The organism is Ruminococcus sp. RTP21359st1_H3_RTP21359_211015 (genome assembly GCF_040909065.1).
GTDB lineage: Bacteria > Bacillota > Clostridia > Oscillospirales > Ruminococcaceae > Hominimerdicola > Hominimerdicola aceti.
On sequence record NZ_JBDGDD010000015.1, the window covers coordinates 53,257 to 76,690 of the forward strand.

The 23,434-nt window shown below is 44.5% G+C and carries 21 protein-coding genes; 12 read left to right on the plus strand and 9 right to left on the minus strand.

The window, feature by feature from the left end; translation table 11 throughout:
• Positions 1-14: 14 nt before the first annotated feature.
• Together AB5Z01_RS07900 and AB5Z01_RS07905 are read right to left on the minus strand one after the other, a co-directional pair.
• Positions 15-662 carry an epoxyqueuosine reductase QueH gene (locus AB5Z01_RS07900; RefSeq protein ID WP_287215422.1) on the minus strand — a complete coding sequence of 216 codons (648 nt, stop codon included), beginning with the start codon at positions 660-662 and terminating at the stop codon, positions 15-17.
• 150 nt (positions 663-812) lie between these two features.
• Positions 813-1,217, minus strand: coding sequence for a hypothetical protein (locus tag AB5Z01_RS07905; RefSeq protein WP_022287070.1), 405 nt, complete (start codon positions 1,215-1,217; stop codon positions 813-815).
• A gap of 196 nt (positions 1,218-1,413) precedes the next feature.
• Between AB5Z01_RS07905 and AB5Z01_RS07910 the strand changes: the two genes are divergently transcribed.
• The 6 genes from AB5Z01_RS07910 to ispF all read left to right on the plus strand — a co-directional run bounded on the left by AB5Z01_RS07910 (position 1,414) and on the right by ispF (position 5,591).
• Positions 1,414-1,638: a DUF3343 domain-containing protein gene (locus AB5Z01_RS07910; protein ID WP_117903650.1), complete on the plus strand. Its 225-nt coding sequence runs from the start codon at positions 1,414-1,416 to the stop codon at positions 1,636-1,638.
• On the plus strand, positions 1,635-2,789 hold the full coding sequence (locus tag AB5Z01_RS07915) for an aminotransferase class V-fold PLP-dependent enzyme (protein WP_287215424.1): 1,155 nt from the start codon (positions 1,635-1,637) through the stop codon (positions 2,787-2,789). Before AB5Z01_RS07910 ends, AB5Z01_RS07915 begins: the two co-directional genes overlap by 4 nt.
• Before the next feature lie 120 nt (positions 2,790-2,909).
• Positions 2,910-3,323, plus strand: a complete 414-nt coding sequence (locus AB5Z01_RS07920) for an EamA family transporter (protein ID WP_046440818.1) — start codon at positions 2,910-2,912, stop codon at positions 3,321-3,323.
• A gap of 10 nt (positions 3,324-3,333) precedes the next feature.
• Positions 3,334-3,921 carry an N-acetyltransferase family protein gene (locus tag AB5Z01_RS07925; RefSeq protein WP_368365440.1) on the plus strand — a complete coding sequence of 196 codons (588 nt, stop codon included), beginning with the start codon at positions 3,334-3,336 and terminating at the stop codon, positions 3,919-3,921.
• A gap of 52 nt (positions 3,922-3,973) precedes the next feature.
• Positions 3,974-5,086, plus strand: coding sequence for a bifunctional chorismate mutase/prephenate dehydratase (locus AB5Z01_RS07930; RefSeq protein ID WP_368365441.1), 1,113 nt, complete (start codon positions 3,974-3,976; stop codon positions 5,084-5,086).
• A gap of 31 nt (positions 5,087-5,117) precedes the next feature.
• Positions 5,118-5,591 (plus strand): 2-C-methyl-D-erythritol 2,4-cyclodiphosphate synthase, encoded by a 474-nt coding sequence (ispF, locus tag AB5Z01_RS07935; RefSeq protein WP_267300269.1) that lies wholly within the window; start codon positions 5,118-5,120, stop codon positions 5,589-5,591.
• 50 nt (positions 5,592-5,641) lie between these two features.
• Here ispF and AB5Z01_RS07940 read toward each other — a convergent pair whose 3' ends face one another.
• A complete protein-coding gene (locus AB5Z01_RS07940; protein WP_368365442.1) occupies positions 5,642-7,882 on the minus strand; it encodes an N-acetylmuramoyl-L-alanine amidase family protein in 2,241 nt (746 codons plus the stop codon).
• Between the two features lie 412 nt (positions 7,883-8,294).
• Between AB5Z01_RS07940 and AB5Z01_RS07945 the strand changes: the two genes are divergently transcribed.
• The 6 genes from AB5Z01_RS07945 to AB5Z01_RS07970 all read left to right on the plus strand — a co-directional run bounded on the left by AB5Z01_RS07945 (position 8,295) and on the right by AB5Z01_RS07970 (position 13,584).
• Positions 8,295-8,774: an Lrp/AsnC family transcriptional regulator gene (locus AB5Z01_RS07945; protein ID WP_368365443.1), complete on the plus strand. Its 480-nt coding sequence runs from the start codon at positions 8,295-8,297 to the stop codon at positions 8,772-8,774.
• Positions 8,771-9,955, plus strand: coding sequence for an aminotransferase class I/II-fold pyridoxal phosphate-dependent enzyme (locus tag AB5Z01_RS07950; RefSeq protein ID WP_022287946.1), 1,185 nt, complete (start codon positions 8,771-8,773; stop codon positions 9,953-9,955). The genes AB5Z01_RS07945 and AB5Z01_RS07950 overlap by 4 nt, the downstream gene beginning before the upstream one ends.
• The gene (gene ispE, locus AB5Z01_RS07955) at positions 9,939-10,820 is read left to right on the plus strand and encodes a 4-(cytidine 5'-diphospho)-2-C-methyl-D-erythritol kinase (protein ID WP_195551172.1); all 882 of its coding nucleotides are present in this window, start codon (positions 9,939-9,941) and stop codon (positions 10,818-10,820) included. Before AB5Z01_RS07950 ends, ispE begins: the two co-directional genes overlap by 17 nt.
• 13 nt (positions 10,821-10,833) lie before the next feature.
• On the plus strand, positions 10,834-11,928 hold the full coding sequence (locus AB5Z01_RS07960) for a hypothetical protein (protein ID WP_287215435.1): 1,095 nt from the start codon (positions 10,834-10,836) through the stop codon (positions 11,926-11,928).
• Entirely contained in the window at positions 11,925-12,821 is an 897-nt protein-coding gene (locus AB5Z01_RS07965; protein ID WP_287215437.1) for a radical SAM protein, read from the plus strand. Before AB5Z01_RS07960 ends, AB5Z01_RS07965 begins: the two co-directional genes overlap by 4 nt.
• 232 nt (positions 12,822-13,053) lie before the next feature.
• Positions 13,054-13,584, plus strand: coding sequence for an HDIG domain-containing metalloprotein (locus tag AB5Z01_RS07970; RefSeq protein WP_022287950.1), 531 nt, complete (start codon positions 13,054-13,056; stop codon positions 13,582-13,584).
• Positions 13,585-13,744: 160 nt separating this feature from the next.
• Here AB5Z01_RS07970 and AB5Z01_RS07975 read toward each other — a convergent pair whose 3' ends face one another.
• The 6 genes from AB5Z01_RS07975 to rsmA all read right to left on the minus strand — a co-directional run bounded on the left by AB5Z01_RS07975 (position 13,745) and on the right by rsmA (position 23,248).
• Positions 13,745-15,157 (minus strand): glycogen synthase, encoded by a 1,413-nt coding sequence (locus AB5Z01_RS07975; RefSeq protein WP_022287951.1) that lies wholly within the window; start codon positions 15,155-15,157, stop codon positions 13,745-13,747.
• Between the two features lie 35 nt (positions 15,158-15,192).
• Positions 15,193-16,308 (minus strand): glucose-1-phosphate adenylyltransferase subunit GlgD, encoded by a 1,116-nt coding sequence (glgD, locus tag AB5Z01_RS07980; RefSeq protein ID WP_242992021.1) that lies wholly within the window; start codon positions 16,306-16,308, stop codon positions 15,193-15,195.
• Positions 16,309-16,337: 29 nt separating this feature from the next.
• Positions 16,338-17,540: a glucose-1-phosphate adenylyltransferase gene (locus tag AB5Z01_RS07985; RefSeq protein WP_022287953.1), complete on the minus strand. Its 1,203-nt coding sequence runs from the start codon at positions 17,538-17,540 to the stop codon at positions 16,338-16,340.
• A gap of 35 nt (positions 17,541-17,575) precedes the next feature.
• Positions 17,576-19,594, minus strand: a complete 2,019-nt coding sequence (glgB, locus tag AB5Z01_RS07990; protein WP_368365445.1) for a 1,4-alpha-glucan branching protein GlgB — start codon at positions 19,592-19,594, stop codon at positions 17,576-17,578.
• 246 nt (positions 19,595-19,840) lie between these two features.
• Positions 19,841-22,117, minus strand: a complete 2,277-nt coding sequence (locus AB5Z01_RS07995) for a SpoIIE family protein phosphatase (protein ID WP_368365444.1) — start codon at positions 22,115-22,117, stop codon at positions 19,841-19,843.
• A gap of 270 nt (positions 22,118-22,387) precedes the next feature.
• Entirely contained in the window at positions 22,388-23,248 is an 861-nt protein-coding gene (gene rsmA, locus AB5Z01_RS08000) for a 16S rRNA (adenine(1518)-N(6)/adenine(1519)-N(6))-dimethyltransferase RsmA (protein ID WP_117923052.1), read from the minus strand.
• Positions 23,249-23,434 lie beyond the last annotated feature (186 nt).

Consider the following 23,434-nt stretch of genomic DNA (forward strand, 5'->3'; position numbering starts at 1 on the left):
TAATATTTTTATATTTATTCAGATTTTGTTGTAATCGTATTCAGTCTTTCACGCTCTCTTTTTGAGAAGATACAGCCGCAGTAATCCTGCCTGTAAAGCCCGTATTCTGCTGAAAGCTGAATGGAACGTTTGTAGCCCTCACGCTTTTTAAAATCCGCAGGAAGTGCCTTTACATCATATATCTCCCCAAGCTCCTCCGATATCTCGTTGAGCTTCTGAGCATTCTTGTATGGTGAAATAGACAGCGTTGTAGTAAAATAGTCCATACCAAGCTCCTTGGCAAGCTGAGCCGTCCGTTCAAGCCTGAGCCTGTAACATCGAAAGCATCTCTCCCCACCCTCAGGTATATCCTCAAAGCCCTTAACAGCCTGAAAAAACTCACCCTCGTCATACCCACGCTCCACGAACGTAACAGGATTTTTCATAGGCATTTGTGCAATAAGCCTTTGAAGCTCCGCCACACGCTTATCGTACTCCTCACGGGGATAAATGTTCGGATTGTAGTAAAACACAGTTATCTTAAAATACTGCGACAGATATTCAAGCACATAAGACGAACACGGCGCACAACAGCTATGCAAAAGCAAAGTCGGCACGTCGCCCTTTTCCTCGTGTTTTTTTATAATGCCCTCCAGCATTTTCTGATAATTTACTTTCTGCATTCCTGCCGCTCCCTTTTCGCAAAAAAATCGTGTCTGACACACTCCCGTAGGGGCTGGCGTCCTAGACAGCCCATTCCCATTGTCCCTGCACCCCTACAGTATCATACTATATTATATAGTATAGCACATTTCCGCAAATTCCGCAACAGGTCAGATCTTCACCTTGAACTTATTTGCACAGTTAGGGCATTTCACAGTATGTTCACCCTTTACCTTTGGAAGCCTTAACGTCTTTTTGCATACACCACACTTTATATAAACATGGGTCTTTCTGTCAGCGAACTTTCTCTTCCAGAATGAAAATTTCCTGCCGATTCCCCCGAAAGCCCTCTCAAACTTCATGTTCTCCTCGTATCGCTTCTGGCAGTTTCTCGACATCGCCCTCACTACCGCCAGCACCAGCACAGCGTATACCATAAGCTGTAAAATAAGCGACCTTACAAACAAATTCGCCGCACTAAGCACCACAGCCACACCGCAAATGCCGTAAAAAAGCTTGTCTATACCATATCTGCCCTGAAAAAATCTCGCTACCTTATACATAAATCCGTTCATAAGCTTTTACCTCTTTTCTTTTTTATATTATAATATAAATAGTACACCCGAAATTTAAACTGACTATTAACTTTTATCAAATTTCACCTACCTTTCACAAAACTTTCAGCGTTCACCCTCAAACAGTGAACGGCATATACTGAAGTGTATTCGTAAAAGCGTATACGGACAAGTACAGCATAAAGGAGCAACAAAAATGAAAAAGAGTCTTATAGCCATGACTTCCATAACCTATGCAATGAAAGCAAAAAACTTGCTGAACAGTTTAAAATACTACTGCGAAATACAGCGCACCCCGAAGGACCTTGGCACAGGCTGCGGCTACTCCATAGCCGTCACCGCACCCACAGAAGAAATAACCGCCATACTTGAAAAAGAGCGCATACCATTCAGAAACGTGATATTCGAGCAAAAGAGGTGAGAAAAATAAACACCCGAAGCATAATAAACTTTGATAACTCAGCCACCACCTACCCCAAGCCCCCTGCCGTAGCAAGAGCCGTTGCTCAGGCAGTAGAACGCTATGGCGGCAACCCGGGCAGAAGCGGTCACAAGCTTTCCATGCGAGTGTCCGAAAAGATATTCACCGTCAGACAGCAGGCAGCAGAAATGTTTGGAGCACAGACCGAGAACGTTGCTTTCACCGCCAACTGTACCCATGCCCTTAACATGGCGATAAAAGGTGTCATGCTGTACGGTGGTCATATGATAATCTCAGACCACGAGCATAACGCAGTAGCAAGACCCGTCTATGCCCTTTCAAAAACAAGAGGTGTGAAATATTCTATTGCCCGAACAGGGGAAACAGACAGCGAAACAGTAGAAAACTTCCGCCGCCTTATAACCACCGAAACTAAGTGTATCTGCTGTACAGTGGCTTCAAACGTCACAGGCAGGCTCATGCCATACCATGAATTAGCCGCCCTCTGCAAAGCCCACGGCATATGCTTTATAGCCGACGGCGCACAAGCCTGCGGGCTTTTGGAGCTTTCTCTCTCAGACGGCTTCAACTTTCTCTGCACCGCAGGTCACAAAGCCCTCTACGGACCAACAGGCACAGGGCTTCTTATCTCAGACGGCGAATATTCTCTGTCTACCATAATCGAGGGCGGCACAGGTGCGACCTCCGCCCTGCTTGAACAGACTCCTTTCCTCCCCGAAAAGCTTGAAAGCGGCACAATTAACACAGTGGGTATAATCGGTCTTGGCGAGGGACTAAAATTCGTACGTCAAAAGACCCCTGCCGTAATAAAAGCCCACGAAGAAAAACTCTGCAAACAGCTCTACGAACAGCTTTCAGACATAGACAAAATAAAGTTCTATGAAGCAGACCAAAAGAAAGTCCCCATACTTTCATTTAACATCGGTGATATCCCTTCCGCTGAGATCGCCTCCTATCTCAGCGAAAAAGGCTTCGCCCTCCGTGGAGGACTTCAGTGTGCCGCCGTCACCCATACCACCCTCGGCACAATAGAGCAAGGCACAGTGCGTTTCTCACCCTCTGCATTCAGTACCCCTCAGCAGGTAACAGCACTTTCACGAACAATAAAAATATTTGCCGCAAATAACTAAGCATAAGTGGCAGGTCTGATGTAAAATATCACGTCCTGCCGCTCATTCTATTGCAAAAAGCACCTTTAGGTGCTATAATAAGGCATGAGCAAACAATTTTTCACGAAAGAAAGTGGTATTATGTGGTTCGTGTTTGCGCTTCTCTCCGCTGTTTTCGCAGCGCTCACCTCTGTCCTTGCAAAGGTCGGCATTGAAGGAGTAAACTCAAATCTTGCCACCGCACTGCGTACCTGCGTTGTGCTTGCTATGGCATGGCTCATGGTGTTCATCACCCACACACAAAGCGGTATAGGCTCTATAGGCAGAAAAAGCTGGGTATTTCTTATCCTTTCAGGACTTGCAACAGGTGCTTCGTGGCTATGCTATTATAAGGCTATCCAAATGGGCAGCGTTTCAAAGGTCGCCCCCATAGACAAGCTCAGCGTTGTCATCACCCTTATCCTTGCAGTGATATTTCTCCATGAGGACTTCACAGTAAGATCAGCCATAGGTGCGGTGCTTATCACTGCAGGCACAGTATTAATGGTACTATAAGGAGAACACCATGATAATAAGAACAGTTACCGAGAAGGACGCTTACGAGCTTCTTGAAATATACCGTCCCTACGTTGAAGACACCGCCATAACATTCGAGTATTACGTCCCCTCTGTGGAGGAGTTTTCCGACCGTATCCGACGCATATCCGCAAATTATCCCTACATAGCCGCAACAGAAAACGGCAAAATAGCAGGCTACGCCTATGCAGGCGTTTTCAAAAACAGAGCCGCCTATGATTGGTCGGTTGAAGTCACAGTTTATGTAAAAAAAGGGCTTCACCGCAAAGGCATAGGTGCAAAACTCTACTCCGCCCTTGAAAAGCTCCTTGCGGCACAGCATATAACAAACCTCTATGCCTGCGTCGCCTATCCCGAAAAAGAAGACGAGTATCTCACCTTTGACAGCGTAAAGTTCCATGAAAAAATGGGCTATGCCATAGTGGGCACTTTCCATAGATGTGCCTTCAAGTTCGATAGGTGCTATCATATGGTCTGGCTCGAAAAAATACTCACCCAGACCGATATCACCCCTCTGCACGTTATCCCATTTTCCAAACTCGATAAAGCCTTAATTAACAAATTAGTTCTTGAATAAAGGCAGAAAATATGGTAAAATAATATTATTCTGTCTGTTAAGGAGCGTAAAAATGGATCTTCAGGAATTAAGGAATGAAATAAACGATATAGACAGCCAAATGCAGGAGCTTTTCAATAAGCGTATGCAGATAAGCTTCAAGGTGGCTGAGTATAAGATAGCAAACAATATGCCTGTTTTTCAGAGCAAGCGTGAAAACGAGATACTTGACCATGTAACAGAAAGCTCACCAAAGGGTTTGGAAAGTGCGTCAAGAGTGTTCTTCCAAAACATCATGGACATTTCAAAGTGCCGTCAGTACCAAGAGTTTTTTGCAGACTCAGATAAGATAGAGTACAAAAAGTTGGACTTGACAGGTCATAAAAAAGTCGCTGTACCGGGTACCACAGGCTCATATTCACATATAGCCTGCAAGCAGATATTCAGCGACTTTGAGCCAATGTTCTTTGAAGATTTTGAGGACGTTTTTTCATCAGTTGAAAACGGCTCAGCGGATTTCGGCATACTTCCCATAGCAAATTCCACCGCAGGCTCAGTTGGTCAGACCTACGAGCTTATGAAAAAGCATGACTTCAAGATATGCGCAGCAACTAAGGTAAAGATCTCCCACTGCCTCGCAGTGAAAAAAGGCACACGCTTTGAGGATATCAAAATAGTCTATTCCCACGAGCAGGCGCTCAGCCAGTGTTCTGAGTTTCTTTCTCAGAACGGACTTAAAAGCCATAAATACGCAAATACTGCCCTTGCGGCGTGCTACATAAAAGAAAGCAATGAACCGTATGCCGCTATCTGCTCAGAAGCCTGCGCACAGCAGAACGATCTTGAGATACTCCGGCATAATATAGCCAACGCCGCCGAGAATTACACAAAATTCATTCTCATTTCAAAGAAGACTCTTTGCTCGGAAAATGCTGACATCGTGTCAGTGTCCTTGGCATTGCCACATACCTCATCTGCACTTTACAGACTTCTCACCAAATTCTCCGTGGCAGGCCTTAACCTTTCCATGATAGAGAGCCGTCCTATCGCAAACACCGATTTTGACGTTGTTTTCTATCTCGATTTTGAGGGAGCAATAACCTCTCCGGACGTGGCAAAGCTCATGAGCGAGCTTAATTCAGAGCTTTCATATTTCAAATTTTTAGGCAACTACGAGGAAATATAACAGTACGATTTTTAGGACAGGAGGAACAAAAATGCGTATAGGACACGGCTATGACGTCCACAGACTGACCGAGGGCAGAAAGCTCATTCTCGGCGGCGTAGATATACCATATGAAAAGGGACTTTTAGGACATTCCGATGCAGACGTCCTTGCCCACGCCATAATGGATTCCATACTTGGTGCATTGGCACTGGGAGATATCGGCAAGCTTTTCCCCGATAATGACCCCGACTATGAGGGTGCTGACAGTATGAAGCTCATGGAAAAAGTCATAAACGTTATGACCGAAAAAGGCTGGAAAATAGGCAATATAGACTCCACCATCTGCGCACAGAAGCCGAAGCTTGCCCCATATATCACCTCCATGCGGGAGCGTATAGCAGAAGCCTGCGGCTGCGATATTTCACAAATATCAGTTAAAGCCACCACCGAAGAAAAACTAGGCTTCACAGGCGAGGAACTAGGCATATCCGCCACAGCGGTCTGCCTGCTTGAAAAAATTTGATACAAAACCAAAAGGACTGCTGTCTTAAACCACAGCAGTCCTTTTTATTGCTACTTTGCCTTATGCGCAACTCCGTCATTGTCAATGTTATATCCGTCAACAGTAGTGTTTATGAGCATCATGCCATAATCATTGAAATAATATCGCTTTCCGCCTATCTTCTTCCAACCTGTCACAACAGTGCCGTTCTTGTTGTTGTAGAACTTCTGCCCACGCCAGCTTACCCAGCCGGACTTTAGATATCCGTCCTCACCGAAGTTGTAATACTTGTCGTCAATGTACACAGGACCTCTCAACGCAACACCATTCTGCAGGAAATATTTTTTTCCTGCAATAGTCGTCCATTCATTCTGCAAAACATGATCGCTGTCAAAATAAAACTCCGTTCCGTCTATTTCTCTCCAGCCTGAAACTGCCTTGCCATCGCCGTCAAAATAATAGGTCTTGTCACCGGCTGTTACCCACTTGTCTTTCTGAGCACCATTCTTGTCAATGTAGTAAAGCCCTGAATCATCACTGAACAGTCCCTTTGAAAGCTTGCCGTCATTGTCAAAATGATACAGCTTGTCTTCAATAGTGTGCCAACCTGTAAGTGCAGCCTCGTCCTCGCCAATGTAGTAAATATTTCCCTTTGAAGTAACAAACTCCGACTTAGCCCAAGAGCCGTCCTCTTTCTTGAACTTCCATTCAGCGTCTATTTTAACGATCCCGTCTGCAAGCACGCCCTCGTTTGAGAAGGTGTATTTCTTGTCCCCGTCCTCCTCAAATTCGCCAACAGCCGCCGCACCTGTCAGACCAAAATAATATCTCTTTCCGTCAATGGTCTTCCAGCCCGTAGCCTTCTTGCCGGTTTCCTCATCAAAGTAAAAGTAATAGCCGTTTATTTTATGAAATCCGGTGCAAAGAGTGTGATCAGAGTAGAAATAATACTGATAGAACACCGCCCCGCCGAACTTTTCATAAACCTTTCTGTCATAAGCATTGAATGTCTTTTCGCCGAATTTGTCCGCAAGCTCCTCAAGCTTTTGGGTCTCTTTTTCGTCAGGCTTCTCGTCCTTTTTGTAATCGTCCTTCTCAAACTTCACAAGCTTTGAAACATTGGATTTGAACTCTTTTATTTTCTTTTTCTCATCATCAGTGTACTGATCCGTATTCGTCCAACCTGTTGCCGCCACATGGGTCGTTTTGTCAAAATAGTAAGTATCTTCGTCAATATCCTCCCAGCCGTCAGCCACAACACCGCCTCTGCCGAAGTAATAAACATTTCCGCCTATCTCGTTCCAGCCGGAGAGGAGGCGATTTTTCTTATCAAAGTAATAATACTTGTCCTTGATCTTGGTAAAGCCCTTGCCTGCCGAGCCGTCGCCCTTGAAATAATACTTCTCAGGCGGTTCTTCATACCAGCCCTTAGTCATTTTACCGTCATCAGCAAAATGATATCTGTTCTTGTCAATTGTTATCCAGCCCTTGACCATTTCACAGCTATCATTGAAATAATAGCTCTCACCGTCTATCTCCGCAAAGCCCTGAGCGCAAGCCCCTGTAGCTTCATCAGAATAATAATACTTCTTTTCAAGCTCCATCCAGCCCTTGTGAACAGCACCGCTCTCAGAAAAATAATACTTTTTTCCGTCAATGTCCTGCCAGCCTGTGGCCATGTGACCGTCGTCATCATCAAAATAGTATATCTTGCCCTCTATCTCAACAAAGCCCTTAGCCATCTCACCGCTCTTGAGAAAATAATACTGAACATTGTTTATCTTTGCCCAGCCTGTCACACGCTTGCCGCTCTCGTCATAGTAATAACCGCCATCGCTGTCAAAACCCGTGTCAGGGAAGCCGTGATCGTCAAAGTAGTATTCACCGCCATTTATCTCACAAAGGCCCGTCCTGAAAATACCCGACTCCTCAGAGAAATAGTATTCCTCTCCCTTTATTTTCATTTTTCCACGCTGAACAACGCCGTCCTTGACATAGTAAGTGTCCCCACGATACTTATGCCAGCCGTCAGCCATAGCGTTGCCATTGTCGTCAAAAAGATAGCAGGTGTTGTCTATTATCTGATATCCAAGCGCCTTTTCGCCCGTCTCCTTGACAATATAATAAGTCGAGCCGTCATGGGTGTGCCAGCCCGAAGCATAATAAGCGCCGTAGTATAAATATCCGCCAAAGCCTGCTCCCATAACGATAGTGCAAGCTACAGCCGCAGCGATCATTTTTTTCTTATCGCTTTTCAGCACCTCATTATATCTGTTGCAAAAATCATTGCCCTCATTGCTGTTTATACTCATAAAGATCCTTCCTGAATTTACACAGTTCTAGTTAGTACAATTATATCACAACAAAATAATAATTTCAATACCGCCGCCCCAATTTTCACACCCCTCACACATAAAAAGCTGCACAGTCCAAATAACTGTACAGCTCATAAAATAAATACCCAAGATAAATGGGCTGTCGAGGACTCCAGCCCCTACAATTTCTCATGACTGCAATTTATCTGTAGTGGCGAGCAACGTTCGCCCGTCCACCCCCACAACATCTCAGCTATACCACGACCCCCACGCCACAAGCTTTCTCACCATCCCCTTTGTCTATTCTGACAGATAAATTACTCATTTCTTACATCACAATACTTGCGTTCATACAGATAATATGTTATAATATATAATGTATATTTATAAATCTAAAGGAGGTTTATTTATGGATCAGCTTATAAAATTACTGAAAAACAACGCCCGTATCACAAACAGCGAGCTTGCCGTTCTTCTCGATAAAACAGAAGAGCAGGTTGCAGCGGATATCGCCAAGCTTGAAGCAGACGGCGTAATAAAGGGCTATTCCGCTATCATTGACGAAAGTGCCTATGACCCTAATTCAGTTTTCGCTCTTATAGAACTTAAAGTCACCCCACAGTCACAGTCAGGCTTTGACGAGATAGCAAACCAGATCGCAAGCTATGAGCAGGTGGAGTCCGTCCGCCTTATGTCAGGTGCTTATGATATAATCGTTGCCGTGAACGGTGCAAACATCAGGGATATCTCACAGTTTGTTTCCCAAAGACTTGCAACTATCGACGCTGTCCAGTCCACCGCCACACACTTCGTGCTAAAGGTCTATAAAGACAACGGCATCATGATAAGCACAGATGATAAAGACGAAAGAGGTTTGATCTCCCCATGATAGATTATAATAAAGTGCTTTGCCCTGCCATAAAGGAAATGAAGCCCTCAGGTATCAGAAAATTTTTCGATATCGCACAGCAGCTAGAGGGCGTTATCTCCCTTGGCGTCGGCGAGCCTGACTTCAAGACCCCGTGGCTAATACGTCAGGAGGCTATCTCTACCCTTGAAAAAGGCAAGACCTGCTATACCGCAAACGCAGGTCTGATCGCTCTCCGTGAAGAGATAGCCAAGTATTTTCAGCGTACTATCCACACAAGCTATGACCCTAATAAGGAAATAATCGTCACCGTTGGCGGCTCTGAAGCTATCGACCTTACCATAAGATGCCTTATCCAACCCGGTGATGAAGTCCTTATAGTCGAACCGTCCTTTGTCTGTTATCGTCCTATCGTTTCCCTATGCGGCGGCGTTCCAGTGGTCATAGAAACAAAGGAAGAAAACGAGTTCCGACTTACAGCAGACGAGCTTCGTGAAAAAATAACTGACAAAACCAAGCTCCTTGTCCTGCCCTATCCTAATAACCCAACAGGTGCGATAATGCGCCGTGAAGATCTTGAAGCTATCGCAAAGGTGCTTAAAGATACCAATATCATGATAGCCTCAGACGAGATATATTCCGAGCTTACATATTCAGGCAAGCATTGCTCTATCGCTGAAATAGAGGGTATGCGTGAGCGTACTATCGTCATAAACGGCTTTTCCAAAAGCTTTGCAATGACAGGCTGGCGGCTTGGCTTCCTTGGCGGACCAAAAGAGATAGTGTCCCAAATGCTCAAGCTTCATCAGTATGCTATCATGTCCTCCCCTACTGTCAGCCAGTATGCCGCTATCGTTGCCATGCACAGTTGTCAGAAGGATATAGATGCCATGCGTAACGAGTATAATATCCGCCGTCGCTTTGTGGTGGATTCTTTCAATAAGCTTGGTCTTAAATGCTTTGCACCACAAGGCGCATTCTATGTTTTCCCTTGTATCAAAAGCACAGGTATGACAAGCACCGACTTCTGCGAAAAACTTGTGTACACCAAAAAGGTAGCCGTCGTGCCGGGAGATGCTTTCGGCGAGTGCGGAGAGGGCTATGTGCGTGTCTCCTACGCCTATTCCCTTAACCACCTGAGAGAGGCTATCAAACGTATCGGAGAATTTTTAGAGGATATCAAAAATGGTAACGTGCAGTAATTTAAAAATAAAAGCCTACGGAAAAATAAATCTTGCATTGGATATCGTTGGTAAACGTGATGACGGCTACCATATGCTAAATACTGTCATGCAGTCAGTGTCCTGCTTCGACCTCTTGGACTTCACACTTTCTGAGGGCGAGGGCATAGAGCTTACCTGCAAACTTGACAGCTTTCCAAAAGGCGAGGATAATATCATCACAAAAGCCTACCATGCCTTTGCCGACTTCACCCATATTGACTTCGGCTGTAAAATAACAGTGAATGTGGAGAAAAACCTCCCCTCACAAGCCGGCATGGGCGGAGGAAGTGCAGACGCCGCCGCTACCCTTAGAGCCTTGGACTTCATGTTTGATACAAGGCTCACCGATGAACAGCTATGCTCCATAGGCGTGGCTCTGGGTGCAGACGTGCCTTTCTGTATTACAGGCGGCACAAGGCTCTGTCAGGGCGTTGGCGAAATAATGAGCAACCTGCCCTCACCCGACTGCGCTTTCGTCATAATAAAACCCGACGTGGGTATCTCCACCCCCGAAGCTTTCAAAAAGTATGACAGCATTTCAAACCCAAAACGCTGTAATATGGACGTCCTGCTGAGATATATCGGCGGAGGAAAGCTTTTCGGCATATGCTCAAACCTTTTCAATGTGCTGGAATATGCCGCCGACCGTGAGGAGATAGCTCATGCAGTGCAGGAGCTTAAAAACAGCGGAGCTCTCTCCGCCCTTATGACAGGAAGCGGCTCAGCCGTTTTTGGAGTTTTCCCCGATATCGCTTCCGCACAAACAGCCGCAGAAAAGCTGTCAGGCTGGAGCTATAAGTGCGTTTGTCAGCCTGTAAAACAGGGCTGGGAATTTGTATATTAATGAGGTGAAATAATTGAGCAGAAATAAATGCAGAATTTGCGGATACCACTTTAAAAGCGATGATGAGATAATTTGTCCTGAGTGCTTCACAGCCCGTGACGAGGATATAAGCTGTAACAGCCTTTCAGATGACCTGCACTCTCATGATCTCCGTGCCGATAACGAGCAGGACGGCTGGTTCGGACAGTCTGAAAATGACACCTTCAAGGAAGAAAAGAACGATTTCGTTTCCGAGGAACGTAAAGAGGAAGCAAGGGACGAGAATTTCCAAAGCACCTATACCCCACCTAAAAACCCGACCCCTCCCCCAAGCTATTCAAATTCAAGAGCCGAAAAGCTTGCCGCCCTCAATAACTACAGCCAACAGCGTACAAGCTATAACCGCCCAAACAACAGCTCCTATAGCTTCAACGCCACGAACATAAACCACTCTAACAAAAAGAATGGCGGCAAAGGCTGTGCCACCGCCGTTGTGGTCATAATAATCCTTATGGCTATCCTCCCAACTATCATAGGCTTTGTTTCATCAAAAATAATTTCAAGCAAATATGACGACTATAACTATGACTACGATTATGACAATACCTATAGTGAAGCCGAAGATGACTACACCGACCATTCCAACCTCTATGTAGCGCAAGACGCTGAGGACGGTACCTACAGCGTTCAGTATCAAGGCTATACCCTCACCGAACGCAAAGTAAGCGACCTGACCGATGAGGAAAGAAACTCCCTTTCAGGCGGTATTATAAGCGGTGACACAGTATGGGAAATAGCCCTCGACCTTGATGTTAATATCAGCGATAGCAACAGACAGGTAAAATTTACCTTTGCCTACAACACCGCCTATGACGAAAACGATAATTCGTTTTTCTCAAACAACTTCTTCCCCGGTGAAAGCGACTACGAAGACGATAAGACCTATACGATCAAGTTTCTTGTCCCAGCCGATTCAAAGCGCACCACGTTCACAGCCTGCTTCCAGAACGACGATTTTATAACAGATTCATTCCAGTTCAATATCCCCCTTGACGAAAACACAGACTCATCAGGCGACCTATCCTCTGACTCCTACACCAAAATAGGCGGAGTTGACACAGCGGCATGAACGATATCCTTAAAAGCTGTACCCTCTGCCCAAGAGAGTGCAAAGTGAACAGATACGAGCATAAAGGCTTCTGCGGTGAAACTGCCAAAGTAAGGATAGCCCGAGCCGAGCTTCATATGTGGGAAGAACCTTGTATCAGCGGCACAGAAGGCTCAGGAACAGTATTTTTCTCAGGCTGCTGCCTGAAATGCTGTTTCTGCCAAAACTACGAGATATCCGCTCAGAGCAAAGGCTTTGAGCTTACCGAACAAGAACTTGCCGACACTTTTCTGCGGCTTCAATCAATGGGCGCAAACAACATAAACCTCGTCAATCCCACCCATTTCGTTCCGCAAATAATCAAAGCACTCGACCTCTGTAAAGATAAGCTCACTATCCCTGTGGTCTATAACAGCGGCGGTTATGAAAAGCCCCAAACGCTGGAGCTTCTTCGTGGCTATGTGCAGATATTTCTACCCGACCTTAAATATTTTGATCCTACACTTTCGGATAAATATTCCAAAGCCGCAGACTATTTTGAAAACGCCGCTGCTTCAATACATAAAATGGCGGAGCTTTCAGGCAAGCCAACCTTTGACGAAAAGGGCATAATGCAGAGCGGCACAATAGTCCGCCACCTTGTCCTCCCTACCCACCGTAAAGACTCCATAAAGCTTATGGAGTGGCTGGGCAAAAACTTTGCCAAAGACGAGATAATGATAAGTCTTATGAGCCAGTTCACCCCCGTTTATAAAGCCTTTGACTACAAAGAGCTTTGCCGTAAGACATCAACTTTCGAGTATAACACCGTCATTGACGCCGTGAATAAATACAGTTTTGAGGGTTTTGTCCAAAGCCGCACCTCCGCCGCCAAAGATTTTATCCCCAAATTTTATGACGAAAAATACTACTGACATCCAATTTTTTATCGGACTGCCATGCTAACGCAGACAGCCCGATATTTTTGTAATAAAATTGTTATACATTCCCTATTGACATTTTGAACAAAAAAGTTTATAATGTTAATGTAAGTTTGGTAAAACAAACTTGAATGGGGTAACTTATGGGGTAAACATTAGTCACCAACCGTAAAAAGGGCAGCAAAATTGCCGCCTGCATATAAGTTATCGAAAAGAGGTCATGCAAATGTCAAAGGCTTTCGGTTCAAGATATTCCATTGAAAATTCCGAGGAAGCAAAGGAGTATTTTGAGTTTGTAAAGGACCTGCTTGACAGCGATGTTGTAAACGAAATGAAAAATTTTCGTCATCACTATAGTACGACTTGCTATCAGCATTGCATCAATGTATCCTACTATAACTATCTCGTTTGCAGAAAATTGGGACTAAATTCAAGATCCGCAGCAAGAGCAGGTCTGCTTCACGATCTGTTTCTTTATGATTGGCGGGATCGTGAGAAGAAAAAAGGCGAAATGCCTCACGGAATGACCCACCCAAAGGTCGCACTCAACAATGCGAAACAGCATTTTGAGATAGGCAAGCGTGAGGAGGATATGATAGTCAAGCATATGTGGCCGCTGACCCTGAAATTCCCTAAATACGCTGAATCTTACGTTATCGTGTGTATCGACAAATACACCGCAATGTTGGAAATAGGCTCTTATTTGGGTCAGAAAATGAAAGAAAAAGCGAAAGCAATGCGAACAAAACAGCATTAAACCAAAGCGGACAGGCACACACCTGTCCGCTTTCAGTTTGTTGACAAAGCCCTAAATAAATGTACAATTAATCGTACAATTATATAAATACAAAAAGACCGCCCCTAAGATAAGGGACGGTCTTTCCCGTTTATCAGGCAAAATAAACGGATATTGGTGTTTAGTGAATGTCGTTGTAAAGTGCAATGTAATCCTTGGCGGACTTTGTCCAACTGAAATTCTGCTTGAGCGCAGTGTTCACAAGCCTGCCCCACTTCATCTTGTCATCATAGTATGCCCTGGCTCTAACAACAGCGTCAAGCATATCATGTGCGTTGTAAGACTTGAAAGTAAAGCCGTTTCCATTCTTGTCGCCTGCATCATGGATACTGTCTCTCAAACCGCCTGTCTCTCTTACGATAGGTATAGTACCATATCTCAGAGCTATCATCTGAGCCAAACCGCAAGGCTCACTCTGCGACGGCATAAGGAACATATCCGCACCAGCGTATATCTTCTTGGACAGCTCAGGCACAAAACCAATGGTCAGACCCACTCTGTCAGGATAACGATAATGCATTTCGCTGAAAAAGTCCTCGTATATCTTCTCGCCCGAACCAAGAATAGCAAACTTGCAGCCAAGCCTGATGATGTCCTCAAACACATACTTGATAAGGTCAAGACCCTTGTGTGAAACAAATCTCGTTACGATACCGATAACAGGCTCTTTTCCATGTGCCATGCCAAGCTCGCTGAGCAAAGCATGCTTGCAAACAGCCTTGCCCGTCTTGTCATTCAAACTATAATTCTTAGCAATAACAGGATCAGTTGCAGGATCATAGATCTTCTGATCTATTCCGTTGAGTATTCCGCAAAGCTTGTATTGCTTGTTCACAAGCTCTCTGTCAAGACCATGTGAATACCATGGATCAAGTATCTCCCAAGCATAGCTTGGCGAAACTGTCGTCACCTTGTCAGCCGTTTCAATAGCAGCCTTCATAAAGTTCACATCACCGTCATATGAAAGCAGATCCGTATGATAAAGCGGAATGCCCATAATATCGTTGATAAGTTCTAAGCCATATTGTCCCTGATACTGAATATTGTGTATGGTAAATACCGTCTTGATATCCTCATAACCCTGCTGATAGCGGTAGAAAATATCATAATAAACAGGAACAAGTGCCGTCTGCCAGTCATTGGCGTTTATAACATTTGGCTTAAAGTCGATGTATCTCAGCAGTTCGAGAACTGCCCTTGAGAAGAATATAAATCTCTCAGCATCATCATAAAAGCCATACAGACCGTTTCTCTGGAAGTAATACTCATTATCCAAAAGATAATAAGTCACTCCGTTCACAACGCCTGTAAAAACGCCGCAGTATTGATTTCTCCATGCCACCGGCACAGTGAAATTCGTAACATATGTCAGCTTGTCCTTAAGCTCCTGCCTGATAGAGCTGTAATAAGGTATCACGACTCTGCAATCGTGACCCTCGGCATTGATAGCCGCAGGCAGTGAGCCTGCAACATCAGCCAATCCACCTGAAGCAATAAAAGGCAAAGCCTCACTTGCAGTATAAAGTATGTTCATATCCGAACCCTCTTTCCTAAGTCATTGCGACCTTTTTATACAGAAGCTCCCTTTCCTACATACATAGGATACTGTGGCGAGCTTGTAAGGATATGGTTTTCACAGATAGAAACGTTCTTGTCTGTGATAAGATAGTTAAGCTCAGCATTGTCACCAACAACAGTGCCCTGCATAAGGATACAGTTCTTGACCTTTGCACCCTTGCCTACCTTAACGCCTCTGAACAGTACAGAGTTCTCTACCTCGCCCTCTATGATACAGCCGTCAGCAATAAGAGAATTTGATACCTTGCTGTCCAAATCGTACTTAACAGGAGCGTTGTCGCTTACCTTTGTGTATATAGAACGCTTTGGAACGAACAGCTTGCGTGCATTCTCAGGTTCAAGCAGAGCCATGTTTGACTTAAAGTAGCTTTCAGGGCTGTTGAGCTTGCTGAAATAGTTATCGTACTCGTAGATCTTTATCTTAAGCTCTCTGCACTTCTCCTGAAGAATATTTCTCTCAAAGCTTACATTTCCTCTAGCCATTGCGTCATTAACAGTTTCAATAAGGAAATCCATTGACATAACGAACACATTAAGGCTCGTTGTGCAAGTGCCGCTGATGTCAGGATTGATAAGAACAGAAGTTACGTTCTTGTCAGCGTCAACGTTGAATACTGTCGAAGTCTTTATATCATCAGAGCTGTAAACGCCAGTATGTGCAACAGCAGTAATATCAGCACCGCTCTCTATATGAGCCGCAACGATAGGCTTGTAATCAATATTAGTTACAACGTCACAGTCTGAAAGGATAACATATTTAGCTCTTGAGTGCTTGATAAAGCTCATTGCACCATAAAGAGCCTCGATCCTGCCTCTGTAAAGAGTGCTTTCAACGTTGCCGAATGGAGGCAGAATGTAAAGTCCGCCCTTTTTTCTTGCCAGATCCCACTCTCTTGCAGAGCCGAGGTGATCCAGAAGTGACTGATAGTTAGATTTTGTTATAACACCGACCTCGCTTATGCCGCTGTTTACCATGTTAGACAGTGGGAAGTCGATAAGGCGGTATCTTCCGCCGAACATTACAGAACCCATAGTTCTGTTCTTTGTCATGTCGCCAAGAGTCGTGTCGTGCATATTAGCGAAAACAAGACCCAGTACGTTACCCATATTTACATCCATGTTTACTCGGTCCTTTCTTAGATATTCTCGTAAATTATTGCCTTTGGTGCAACAACACTGCCGTCAGAAACGGTCAGATTATTGCCCACTACAGCAACGCCCCATGAGTCCTTGTCCTCGATAGTTTCAGGTCTTGCACCGATCTGAGCGTTCTCACCGATAACGGTGTTCTCGCCAACGATAGCATACTCGACCTTTGCACCCTTCTTGACAACTGCGCCAGGCATAAGGATAGAATCCAGTATCTCAGCGCCTTCCTCAACAGTAACGCCGTCAGAGATCATTGAGAACTCGACTGAACCGTCGATAACGCAGCCCTCTGTTACCATAGAGTTCTGTACCTGAGCGTTCTTGCCTATGCTCTGAGGTGGCATAACAGGGTTTCTTGAGTATATCTTCCAGCTTGTGTCATAAAGATCGATAGGAATGTTAGGATTGATAAGGTCCATATTTGCTTCCCAAAGAGAGTCGATAGTTCCAACGTCCTTCCAATAGCCGTCAAAACGATAAGCCACAAGCTTCTCGCCTGCTTCTCTCATGTCAGGGATAATGTTCTTGCCGAAGTCCTTTGAAGCTTCCTTGTCGTTCTCATTAGCGATAAGATAAGCTTTCAGCTTCTTCCAAGTGAATATGTAGATACCCATTGAAGCAAGAGTTGAACGAGGGTTCTTTGGCTTCTCCTCGAAGTCGATGATATTGTCGTCCTCGTCTGTTATCATGATGCCGAAACGTGAAGCCTCTTCCTTTGGAACGTCCAGAACGGCGATAGTAGCGTCAGCGTTCTTAGCCTTGTGATATTCAAGCATCTTGTTGTAATCCATTTTGTAGATATGGTCGCCTGAAAGAACAACAACATACTCAGGGTCATATCTGTCTACAAAAGCGATATTCTGATAAATAGCGTTTGCAGTACCTGAATACCAGTCAGCGCCTGAAGCTGTCTGATAAGGAGGAAGCACATGAACGCCTCCATGTATTCTGTCAAGATCCCAAGGCTGACCGTTTCCAATGTACTCATTGAGTACCAATGGCTGATACTGTGTCAGCACGCCCACTGTGTCGATACCTGAATTGATACAGTTCGAGAGAGGAAAATCAATGATACGATACTTAGCACCGAAAGGTACTGCCGGTTTTGCAACGCTCTGTGTCAGGGCATACAATCTGCTTCCCTGACCGCCTGCCAGCAGCATTGCAACACATTCTTTTTTGTTGAACATAATTAATTCACCCACCAATTTTTATTAAGTCTATATTACTCAGCCTTTTTAGCTGTGGACTTCTTAGTTGTTTTCGCCTTAGCGGCTTTCTTGACAGCAGTTTTCTTAGCCGCCGTCTTTGTCTTTTTCTTATTCTCTGCCTTTTTCTCAGGCACAGGTCTTTCCTCTTTCTTCACCGTGAAATACATACAAGAGAACGCAGGAATGTCGATGCAGACTGACTGGTCAAAGCCGTGCATCTTAACATCTACCGCCTTGACAGTACCGTTCGTGCAAGGGGATCCGTCAACAGAAGACGAGTTGAACACCTCTGTATAGCTGCCCCAGTAAGGAACGCCAAAGCAGTATGACTTTCTTTCCACAGGAACGAAGTTGCAAACCACGATGACCTCTCCGCCGTTTTTGTCAAAACGTCTGAAGATGATGATACTCTGCTTGAAATCGTCATTTGATATCCAGCTAAAGCCCTCCCAAGAGAAATCTCTCTCCCAGAACTGAGGGTGGTCAAGATAGAAATGATTGAGGTTCTTGGAGTAGTTCAGATAATTGCGGTGGTTCTCATATTCGTCCACCATAAACCATTCCAGACCATTCTCGTAATCCCACTCTCTGAACTGAGCAAAATCAGCACCCATGAACAGAAGCTTCTTACCTGGGTGAGCCATCATATAAGCCATGAACAGCTTGCACTGCTTGAACTTATTGTCGATATCTCCACCATACATTTTATTTACCAATGAAGCCTTACCATGCACCACCTCGTCATGAGAGATAGGCAAAATAAAGTTTTCAGAGAAAGCATAGAAGAATGAGAACGTGAGCATATCATGATGAAAAGCTCTGTCAATAGGGTCAAGAGCCATATATTTGAGCATATCGTTCATCCAGCCCATGTTCCACTTGAAGTTGAAGCCAAGACCGCCGTCGCTCGCAGGCTTTGTTACCATAGGCCATGAGGTTGACTCTTCGGCTATCATAAGGGTATTAGGGTTTCTTCCGAACACAGCGGTATTGAGATCCTTGAAGAACTGAACAGCTTCAAGATTTTCCTTTCCGCCGAACTTGTTAGGTGTCCACTCTCCGTCACGTCTGTCATAGTCAAGATAAAGCATAGACGCAACAGCGTCAACTCTCAGACCGTCAACGTGATATTTTTCTATCCAGTAAAGAGCGTTTGAGATAAGGAATGACTTTACCTCGCCCTTTGAATAATCGAAAACTCTCGTTCCCCAAGTGAGGTGATCTGCCTTTTTCGGGTCAGAGTATTCATATGACGGACCTCCGTCAAACTCGAACAGTCCTGCCTCATCTCTAGGAAAATGCGCAGGCACCCAATCAAGGATAACGCCTATTCCCGCCAAATGGAAAAGGTCTATCATTTTCATGAAGTCATAAGGCGTGCCGAAACGTGAAGTCGGCGCAAAATAGCCGATACCCTGATAGCCCCAAGAGCCGTCAAAAGGATATTCCGCCAACGGCATAAGCTCGATATGAGTATAGCCCATTTCCTTTATATAAGGGATTATAGTATCTGCAAATCTAACATATGAGAAATATTTTCCGTCAGGACAAGCCTTCCATGAATTGAGATGTACCTCATAGATATTCATAGGACAATTGTAGATATCCTTAGACTTCTTCTCGGTCATCCACTTTTTATCGCTCCAAAGATAATCGCCTATATCGAAAACCTTTGAGCCAGTGTTCGGAGCGACCTCCATGTGTGTGCCGTACGGATCAGCCTTATAATGGGTCTTGCCGTCACAGCCGTGGATACAGTATTTATATGTATCATAAGTCTTAAGCCCTGTAACAAAAGCCTCCCACACCTCTGAGTCGTCTATCTTCTCCATTGGAGTGGCATTTTCGTCCCAGTCATTGAAATCTCCCACAACAGAAATGCCCTCAGCGTGTGCTGCCCAGACTCTGAAATAGTATCCTTCTATGCCGTCTTTCTCTCCCTTATGGCAGCCAAGAAACTTATATGTTTCGCAGTTTGTGCCATTGTGGAAAAGATAGAGCGGCAGTTCATAATCCTTTGGAATAATATCTATCACAATTCAGCCTCCTTTGTCTTTTTGTGAAAACCGCTGAATAATTTCGGTGTTTCATACTTACATTTTAATCTTTTTTGAACAAATTTGCAATAGTTTTAGTAGTTATTCTCGTATTCGCACATATTTCAACAGATAGTTTTATATATTTTGCACAATAGATTTTATATAATAACATAGAAAAAGTAAAGTCAAAGTATACAAAAGTAAAAAATTGCAGGCAAAAGTCGGCAAAGTCATTTACATTCATTCTTCATTCTCGTCACGAAGGAAAATTTTTGCGGCAATAATAGTTATATCGTCACGCCTGCCTCCTGTTCGCTGAGCAAGCGCCTTTGCGCCAAGCGCCGTGACTATCTCCTGAGCGTTCATTCCGTTACAGCGAAGTATCTCTCGTGCTGTAGCGTCCTCGACACCGTCTGAGGTCATAAGCAGAACGTCACCGTCAAAGAGCTTAAGCTCGCTCACATCAGGAGTACACTCCGCAAGTATCCCAGCAGGAAAAGCCTGTCCGCCGATAGCTTTAAGACCGCCGTCACGGAAAAGAAAGCTTTGCGCCGCACCCGATTTCAGAAACTGCACCGTTCCGCCATTAAGCTCCAGCCGCATTATATCAAGGGTCGCAAAAGATTCCTCCCAGCCCTTAACTCTGAGCATGGAATTTATAAGCCTATGGGCTGTCTGCATAGACATTCCCGATCGTATGAGCCTTGTAACAAGACTTACAGAAAACAATGAATCCAGTCTTGCTCTTTTTCCTGTTCCCATGCCGTCTGAAAGGACGATATACTTTTCGTTGACGCTTGAATCGAAGACTTCAAAGCTGTCCCCCGAATATTCTCCGCTTGACGAAGCCGAAAAGCTTTTTATATCAACTGTGAATTTCGGTATTTCCGCAAAGGACATTCTGGTTATATTATCCACCTTGACTATCACAGGCATATCAAGGTCATAATCTATCATTTCTGAAAGCGTTGCTGTGAGCCTTACAAGATCACCCCTGAACTGCGCAGTTATAAAAACGTCCACACGCTGACAAAGGTTTTCGTCTATGTAAACGCAGGCTTTCACATTTGGATAGCCAAGGTTTGAGAAATGCTCCCTTACTCTTGCTGAAAGCTGAGGATCAACGCTCCTCACCTGACCTGCCCTGAAAGAAAGGTCGGATAAGATATCCTCCATGGAGGAAAGCTGTTCGCTTAAAAACTCACGCATTTCACGAACTCTCATGCTGTCGGCACGTTCTGCCACAAAGTCGGCATACAATTCATTGAAGCTTTTGCAAAGAAGCGACTTTCTAACACAGCCGCCCAAATGCTTTTCAACGTCGTCAAGGCTAAGGTTATTATATGTACAAACTATGCTTTCAAGCTTTGAAAAGCTGTCATCAAGCTGTACACAACGCTTACTGCACACTGAGTACATATCGCAATCGGTACAAACAACAGATCGTACACGCTTTGACAGTGTAGCTTCCTTTGAGCGTTTATCTATCGCCGCAGTGACCATTGTAAGCTGACCTCTGATACCGCCCAGAGTTCTCGAAGCCATATTGAGTTTTGAAGAAGTAGTCTGCCCTACAAGGTCAACGGAATTTTTCACTCCCACCACTTTTTTTGCCACCCTTTTTATCACAGGAACAGGCAGGGCGATAAAAAGCACAGAGCCTATAAGCAAATCAGCAAACATTGAAAATGTATCACCGTTCACGCCCATTGCCACAAGGCTCACAAGTGAAACTGCAAGAAAAACAAGCACTATCACAAGAGAGCCGAATTGCAGAAAAGCTCCGCAGATAAGTCCTGACGTGGCAAGCAAAAGTGTATTTCTCGCAAGTGACGGAGTACAAAGGAGTACACCGCAGGTGGTCAATGCACCAACAACTGCACCGCCTATATTTCTATACTTTCGCACTGCCATAAGCATAAACAAAGTGCCTGCTATCCTGCCCAGGTTCACCACATGGAGCGGTGCGGCAGTGATGGTCGAGATAAACATAATATAAAGTATAGCTGTGAAAACTCCGTTTATTCCTGTGAGGTCAAAAACACCGCTTCGGTTTCTTTGACGTTTTACGGTCAGTGCAATAAAAACAACACAGCCACACATGAGCGAGCTTATCATTCGCAGTGAAGCCGTATATGTATCCGACGGCATTGCAACCGACATTACACAGCTGAAAAGAAGCATTGCTCCTGTTGTGAGGAGCGACACAAAAACGGGGTCGTCCTTATGGTCAGCAGAGGGCATCACAAGCCTTACCGCCCCTATAACAAGTATCGCACAAAGCTGAACGATACCCTCTGAGAATGTTCCGCTTACAAAATATGCAAGTGCAGAGCCTAAAAAAGCAGGTATCACATTAGTTCCCGAAAGCACTGCCACCGCCACGTTCATTGACGAGGGGAAGCCTAAGATCTTTCCGAAACTTGCCGCAAACGCTGCTGCCGCCGATAAAACATCCATAAGTACATTCGTTTTGCCTGAAGTATGAAATTTTGCCGTATGCCGTATTTTTTCCATTGCTTATCACGTCCTATGTTTCCAAAATGTAATAATTACATTTTAGCAGGACTATCAAGCGAAAGGTGTCGCAATATGGGCTTGAAATTTAAATACTGACCAAATTTACGGACAGATCTCGTAACTTCCAACGTCATGAAAATCTGCTGTAGAAAATCGGGATAGTTGCCGAGCAACGGGCGAACAAAATGGGACATCGCATTTCTGCTTGCAGAAACTGAGCCGCTCCCCTACAAGTAATGAAGTCTAATTGTACAAAAATATGTACAATTAGATAAGCTTTCTAAGGGCTTCGGAAAAGGTTATGAATTGTTCCATGGAAAGAGCTTCAGGACGGACGGAGGCAGGCAGGTCGCTTTGCTCTATCGCCTGATTTACTATAGATTTATCTATGCCCATTGATGATGATACGGAATTTGAGAGGGTCTTTCTTCGCTGTGAAAATGCTCCCCTAGCGACTTTAAAAAAGAACTTTTCGTCCGTCACGCCCTCGGGGGTCTTATCACGGATATCAAACCTCACCACGCAACTGTCAACATTAGGCGAGGGCATGAAGCTTCCTCGTGATACATTGAAAAGCAGTTTCGGTACAGAAAAATAATTTATTGCCACTGTGACTGCTCCCATATCTCTTGTACCCATAGGGGCACAAAGACGTGTGCCTGCTTCTTTCTGCACCATGACAGTAACAGACTTTATGGGCAGACGTTCTTCAAGGAGCATCATTAATATTGGCGAGGTTATATAGTAAGGCAGATTTGCACAAACGGCAACGTCCATGCCCTGAAATTCCTCGGCGATAAGCTTATGGAGGTCAGTTTCCATGACATCGGCATTTATTATCTTCACATTGTCATATTCTGCAAGAGTTTCTGCAAGGACCGGCATAAGCCTGTCGTCAATTTCTATGGCTACCACCTTGTCAGCACGCTTGGCAAGCTCGTTTGTGAGAACGCCTATGCCTGTGCCTATCTCGATTATGCCGAAGCCTTTTTTTGCATTGCCCATTTCGGCTATCTTGGGGCAAACGGAGGGATTCACTAAGAAATTCTGACCGAGAGCCTTGGAGAAAGTGAAATTGTGTCTTGCGAGAACATCTTTTATCACACTTATATTAGAAAGATTATCCATTTATTAATACACCTCAGATTAACTGATAAATCGACAAAAAATTAAGAAAATAATTATATCATATTAACAAAAGATTGTCAACTGATTTGGAAAAGAATAATATTCCTATGTGTAGTGCTACAATAGATATTGGACAAAATTAAGAAAAAAGAAAAGAGAGATAGGCAAAAATCTGATAAAATAAAG

Excerpts from the sequence above, each read along its gene's own strand:
- AB5Z01_RS07900 (WP_287215422.1), bottom strand. The coding sequence starts at position 662 with ATGCAGAAAGTAAATTATCAGAAAATGCTGGAGGGCATTATAAAAAAA.
- AB5Z01_RS07905 (WP_022287070.1), bottom strand. The coding sequence starts at position 1,217 with ATGAACGGATTTATGTATAAGGTAGCGAGATTTTTTCAGGGCAGATAT.
- AB5Z01_RS07910 (WP_117903650.1), top strand. The coding sequence starts at position 1,414 with ATGAAAAAGAGTCTTATAGCCATGACTTCCATAACCTATGCAATGAAA.
- AB5Z01_RS07920 (WP_046440818.1), top strand. The coding sequence starts at position 2,910 with ATGTGGTTCGTGTTTGCGCTTCTCTCCGCTGTTTTCGCAGCGCTCACC.
- AB5Z01_RS07925 (WP_368365440.1), top strand. The coding sequence starts at position 3,334 with ATGATAATAAGAACAGTTACCGAGAAGGACGCTTACGAGCTTCTTGAA.
- AB5Z01_RS07930 (WP_368365441.1), top strand. The coding sequence starts at position 3,974 with ATGGATCTTCAGGAATTAAGGAATGAAATAAACGATATAGACAGCCAA.
- ispF (WP_267300269.1), top strand. The coding sequence starts at position 5,118 with ATGCGTATAGGACACGGCTATGACGTCCACAGACTGACCGAGGGCAGA.
- AB5Z01_RS07940 (WP_368365442.1), bottom strand. The coding sequence starts at position 7,882 with ATGAGTATAAACAGCAATGAGGGCAATGATTTTTGCAACAGATATAAT.
- AB5Z01_RS07945 (WP_368365443.1), top strand. The coding sequence starts at position 8,295 with ATGGATCAGCTTATAAAATTACTGAAAAACAACGCCCGTATCACAAAC.
- AB5Z01_RS07950 (WP_022287946.1), top strand. The coding sequence starts at position 8,771 with ATGATAGATTATAATAAAGTGCTTTGCCCTGCCATAAAGGAAATGAAG.
- ispE (WP_195551172.1), top strand. The coding sequence starts at position 9,939 with ATGGTAACGTGCAGTAATTTAAAAATAAAAGCCTACGGAAAAATAAAT.
- AB5Z01_RS07965 (WP_287215437.1), top strand. The coding sequence starts at position 11,925 with ATGAACGATATCCTTAAAAGCTGTACCCTCTGCCCAAGAGAGTGCAAA.
- AB5Z01_RS07970 (WP_022287950.1), top strand. The coding sequence starts at position 13,054 with ATGTCAAAGGCTTTCGGTTCAAGATATTCCATTGAAAATTCCGAGGAA.
- AB5Z01_RS07975 (WP_022287951.1), bottom strand. The coding sequence starts at position 15,157 with ATGAACATACTTTATACTGCAAGTGAGGCTTTGCCTTTTATTGCTTCA.
- glgD (WP_242992021.1), bottom strand. The coding sequence starts at position 16,308 with ATGGGTAACGTACTGGGTCTTGTTTTCGCTAATATGCACGACACGACT.
- AB5Z01_RS07985 (WP_022287953.1), bottom strand. The coding sequence starts at position 17,540 with ATGTTCAACAAAAAAGAATGTGTTGCAATGCTGCTGGCAGGCGGTCAG.
- AB5Z01_RS07995 (WP_368365444.1), bottom strand. The coding sequence starts at position 22,117 with ATGGAAAAAATACGGCATACGGCAAAATTTCATACTTCAGGCAAAACG.
- rsmA (WP_117923052.1), bottom strand. The coding sequence starts at position 23,248 with ATGGATAATCTTTCTAATATAAGTGTGATAAAAGATGTTCTCGCAAGA.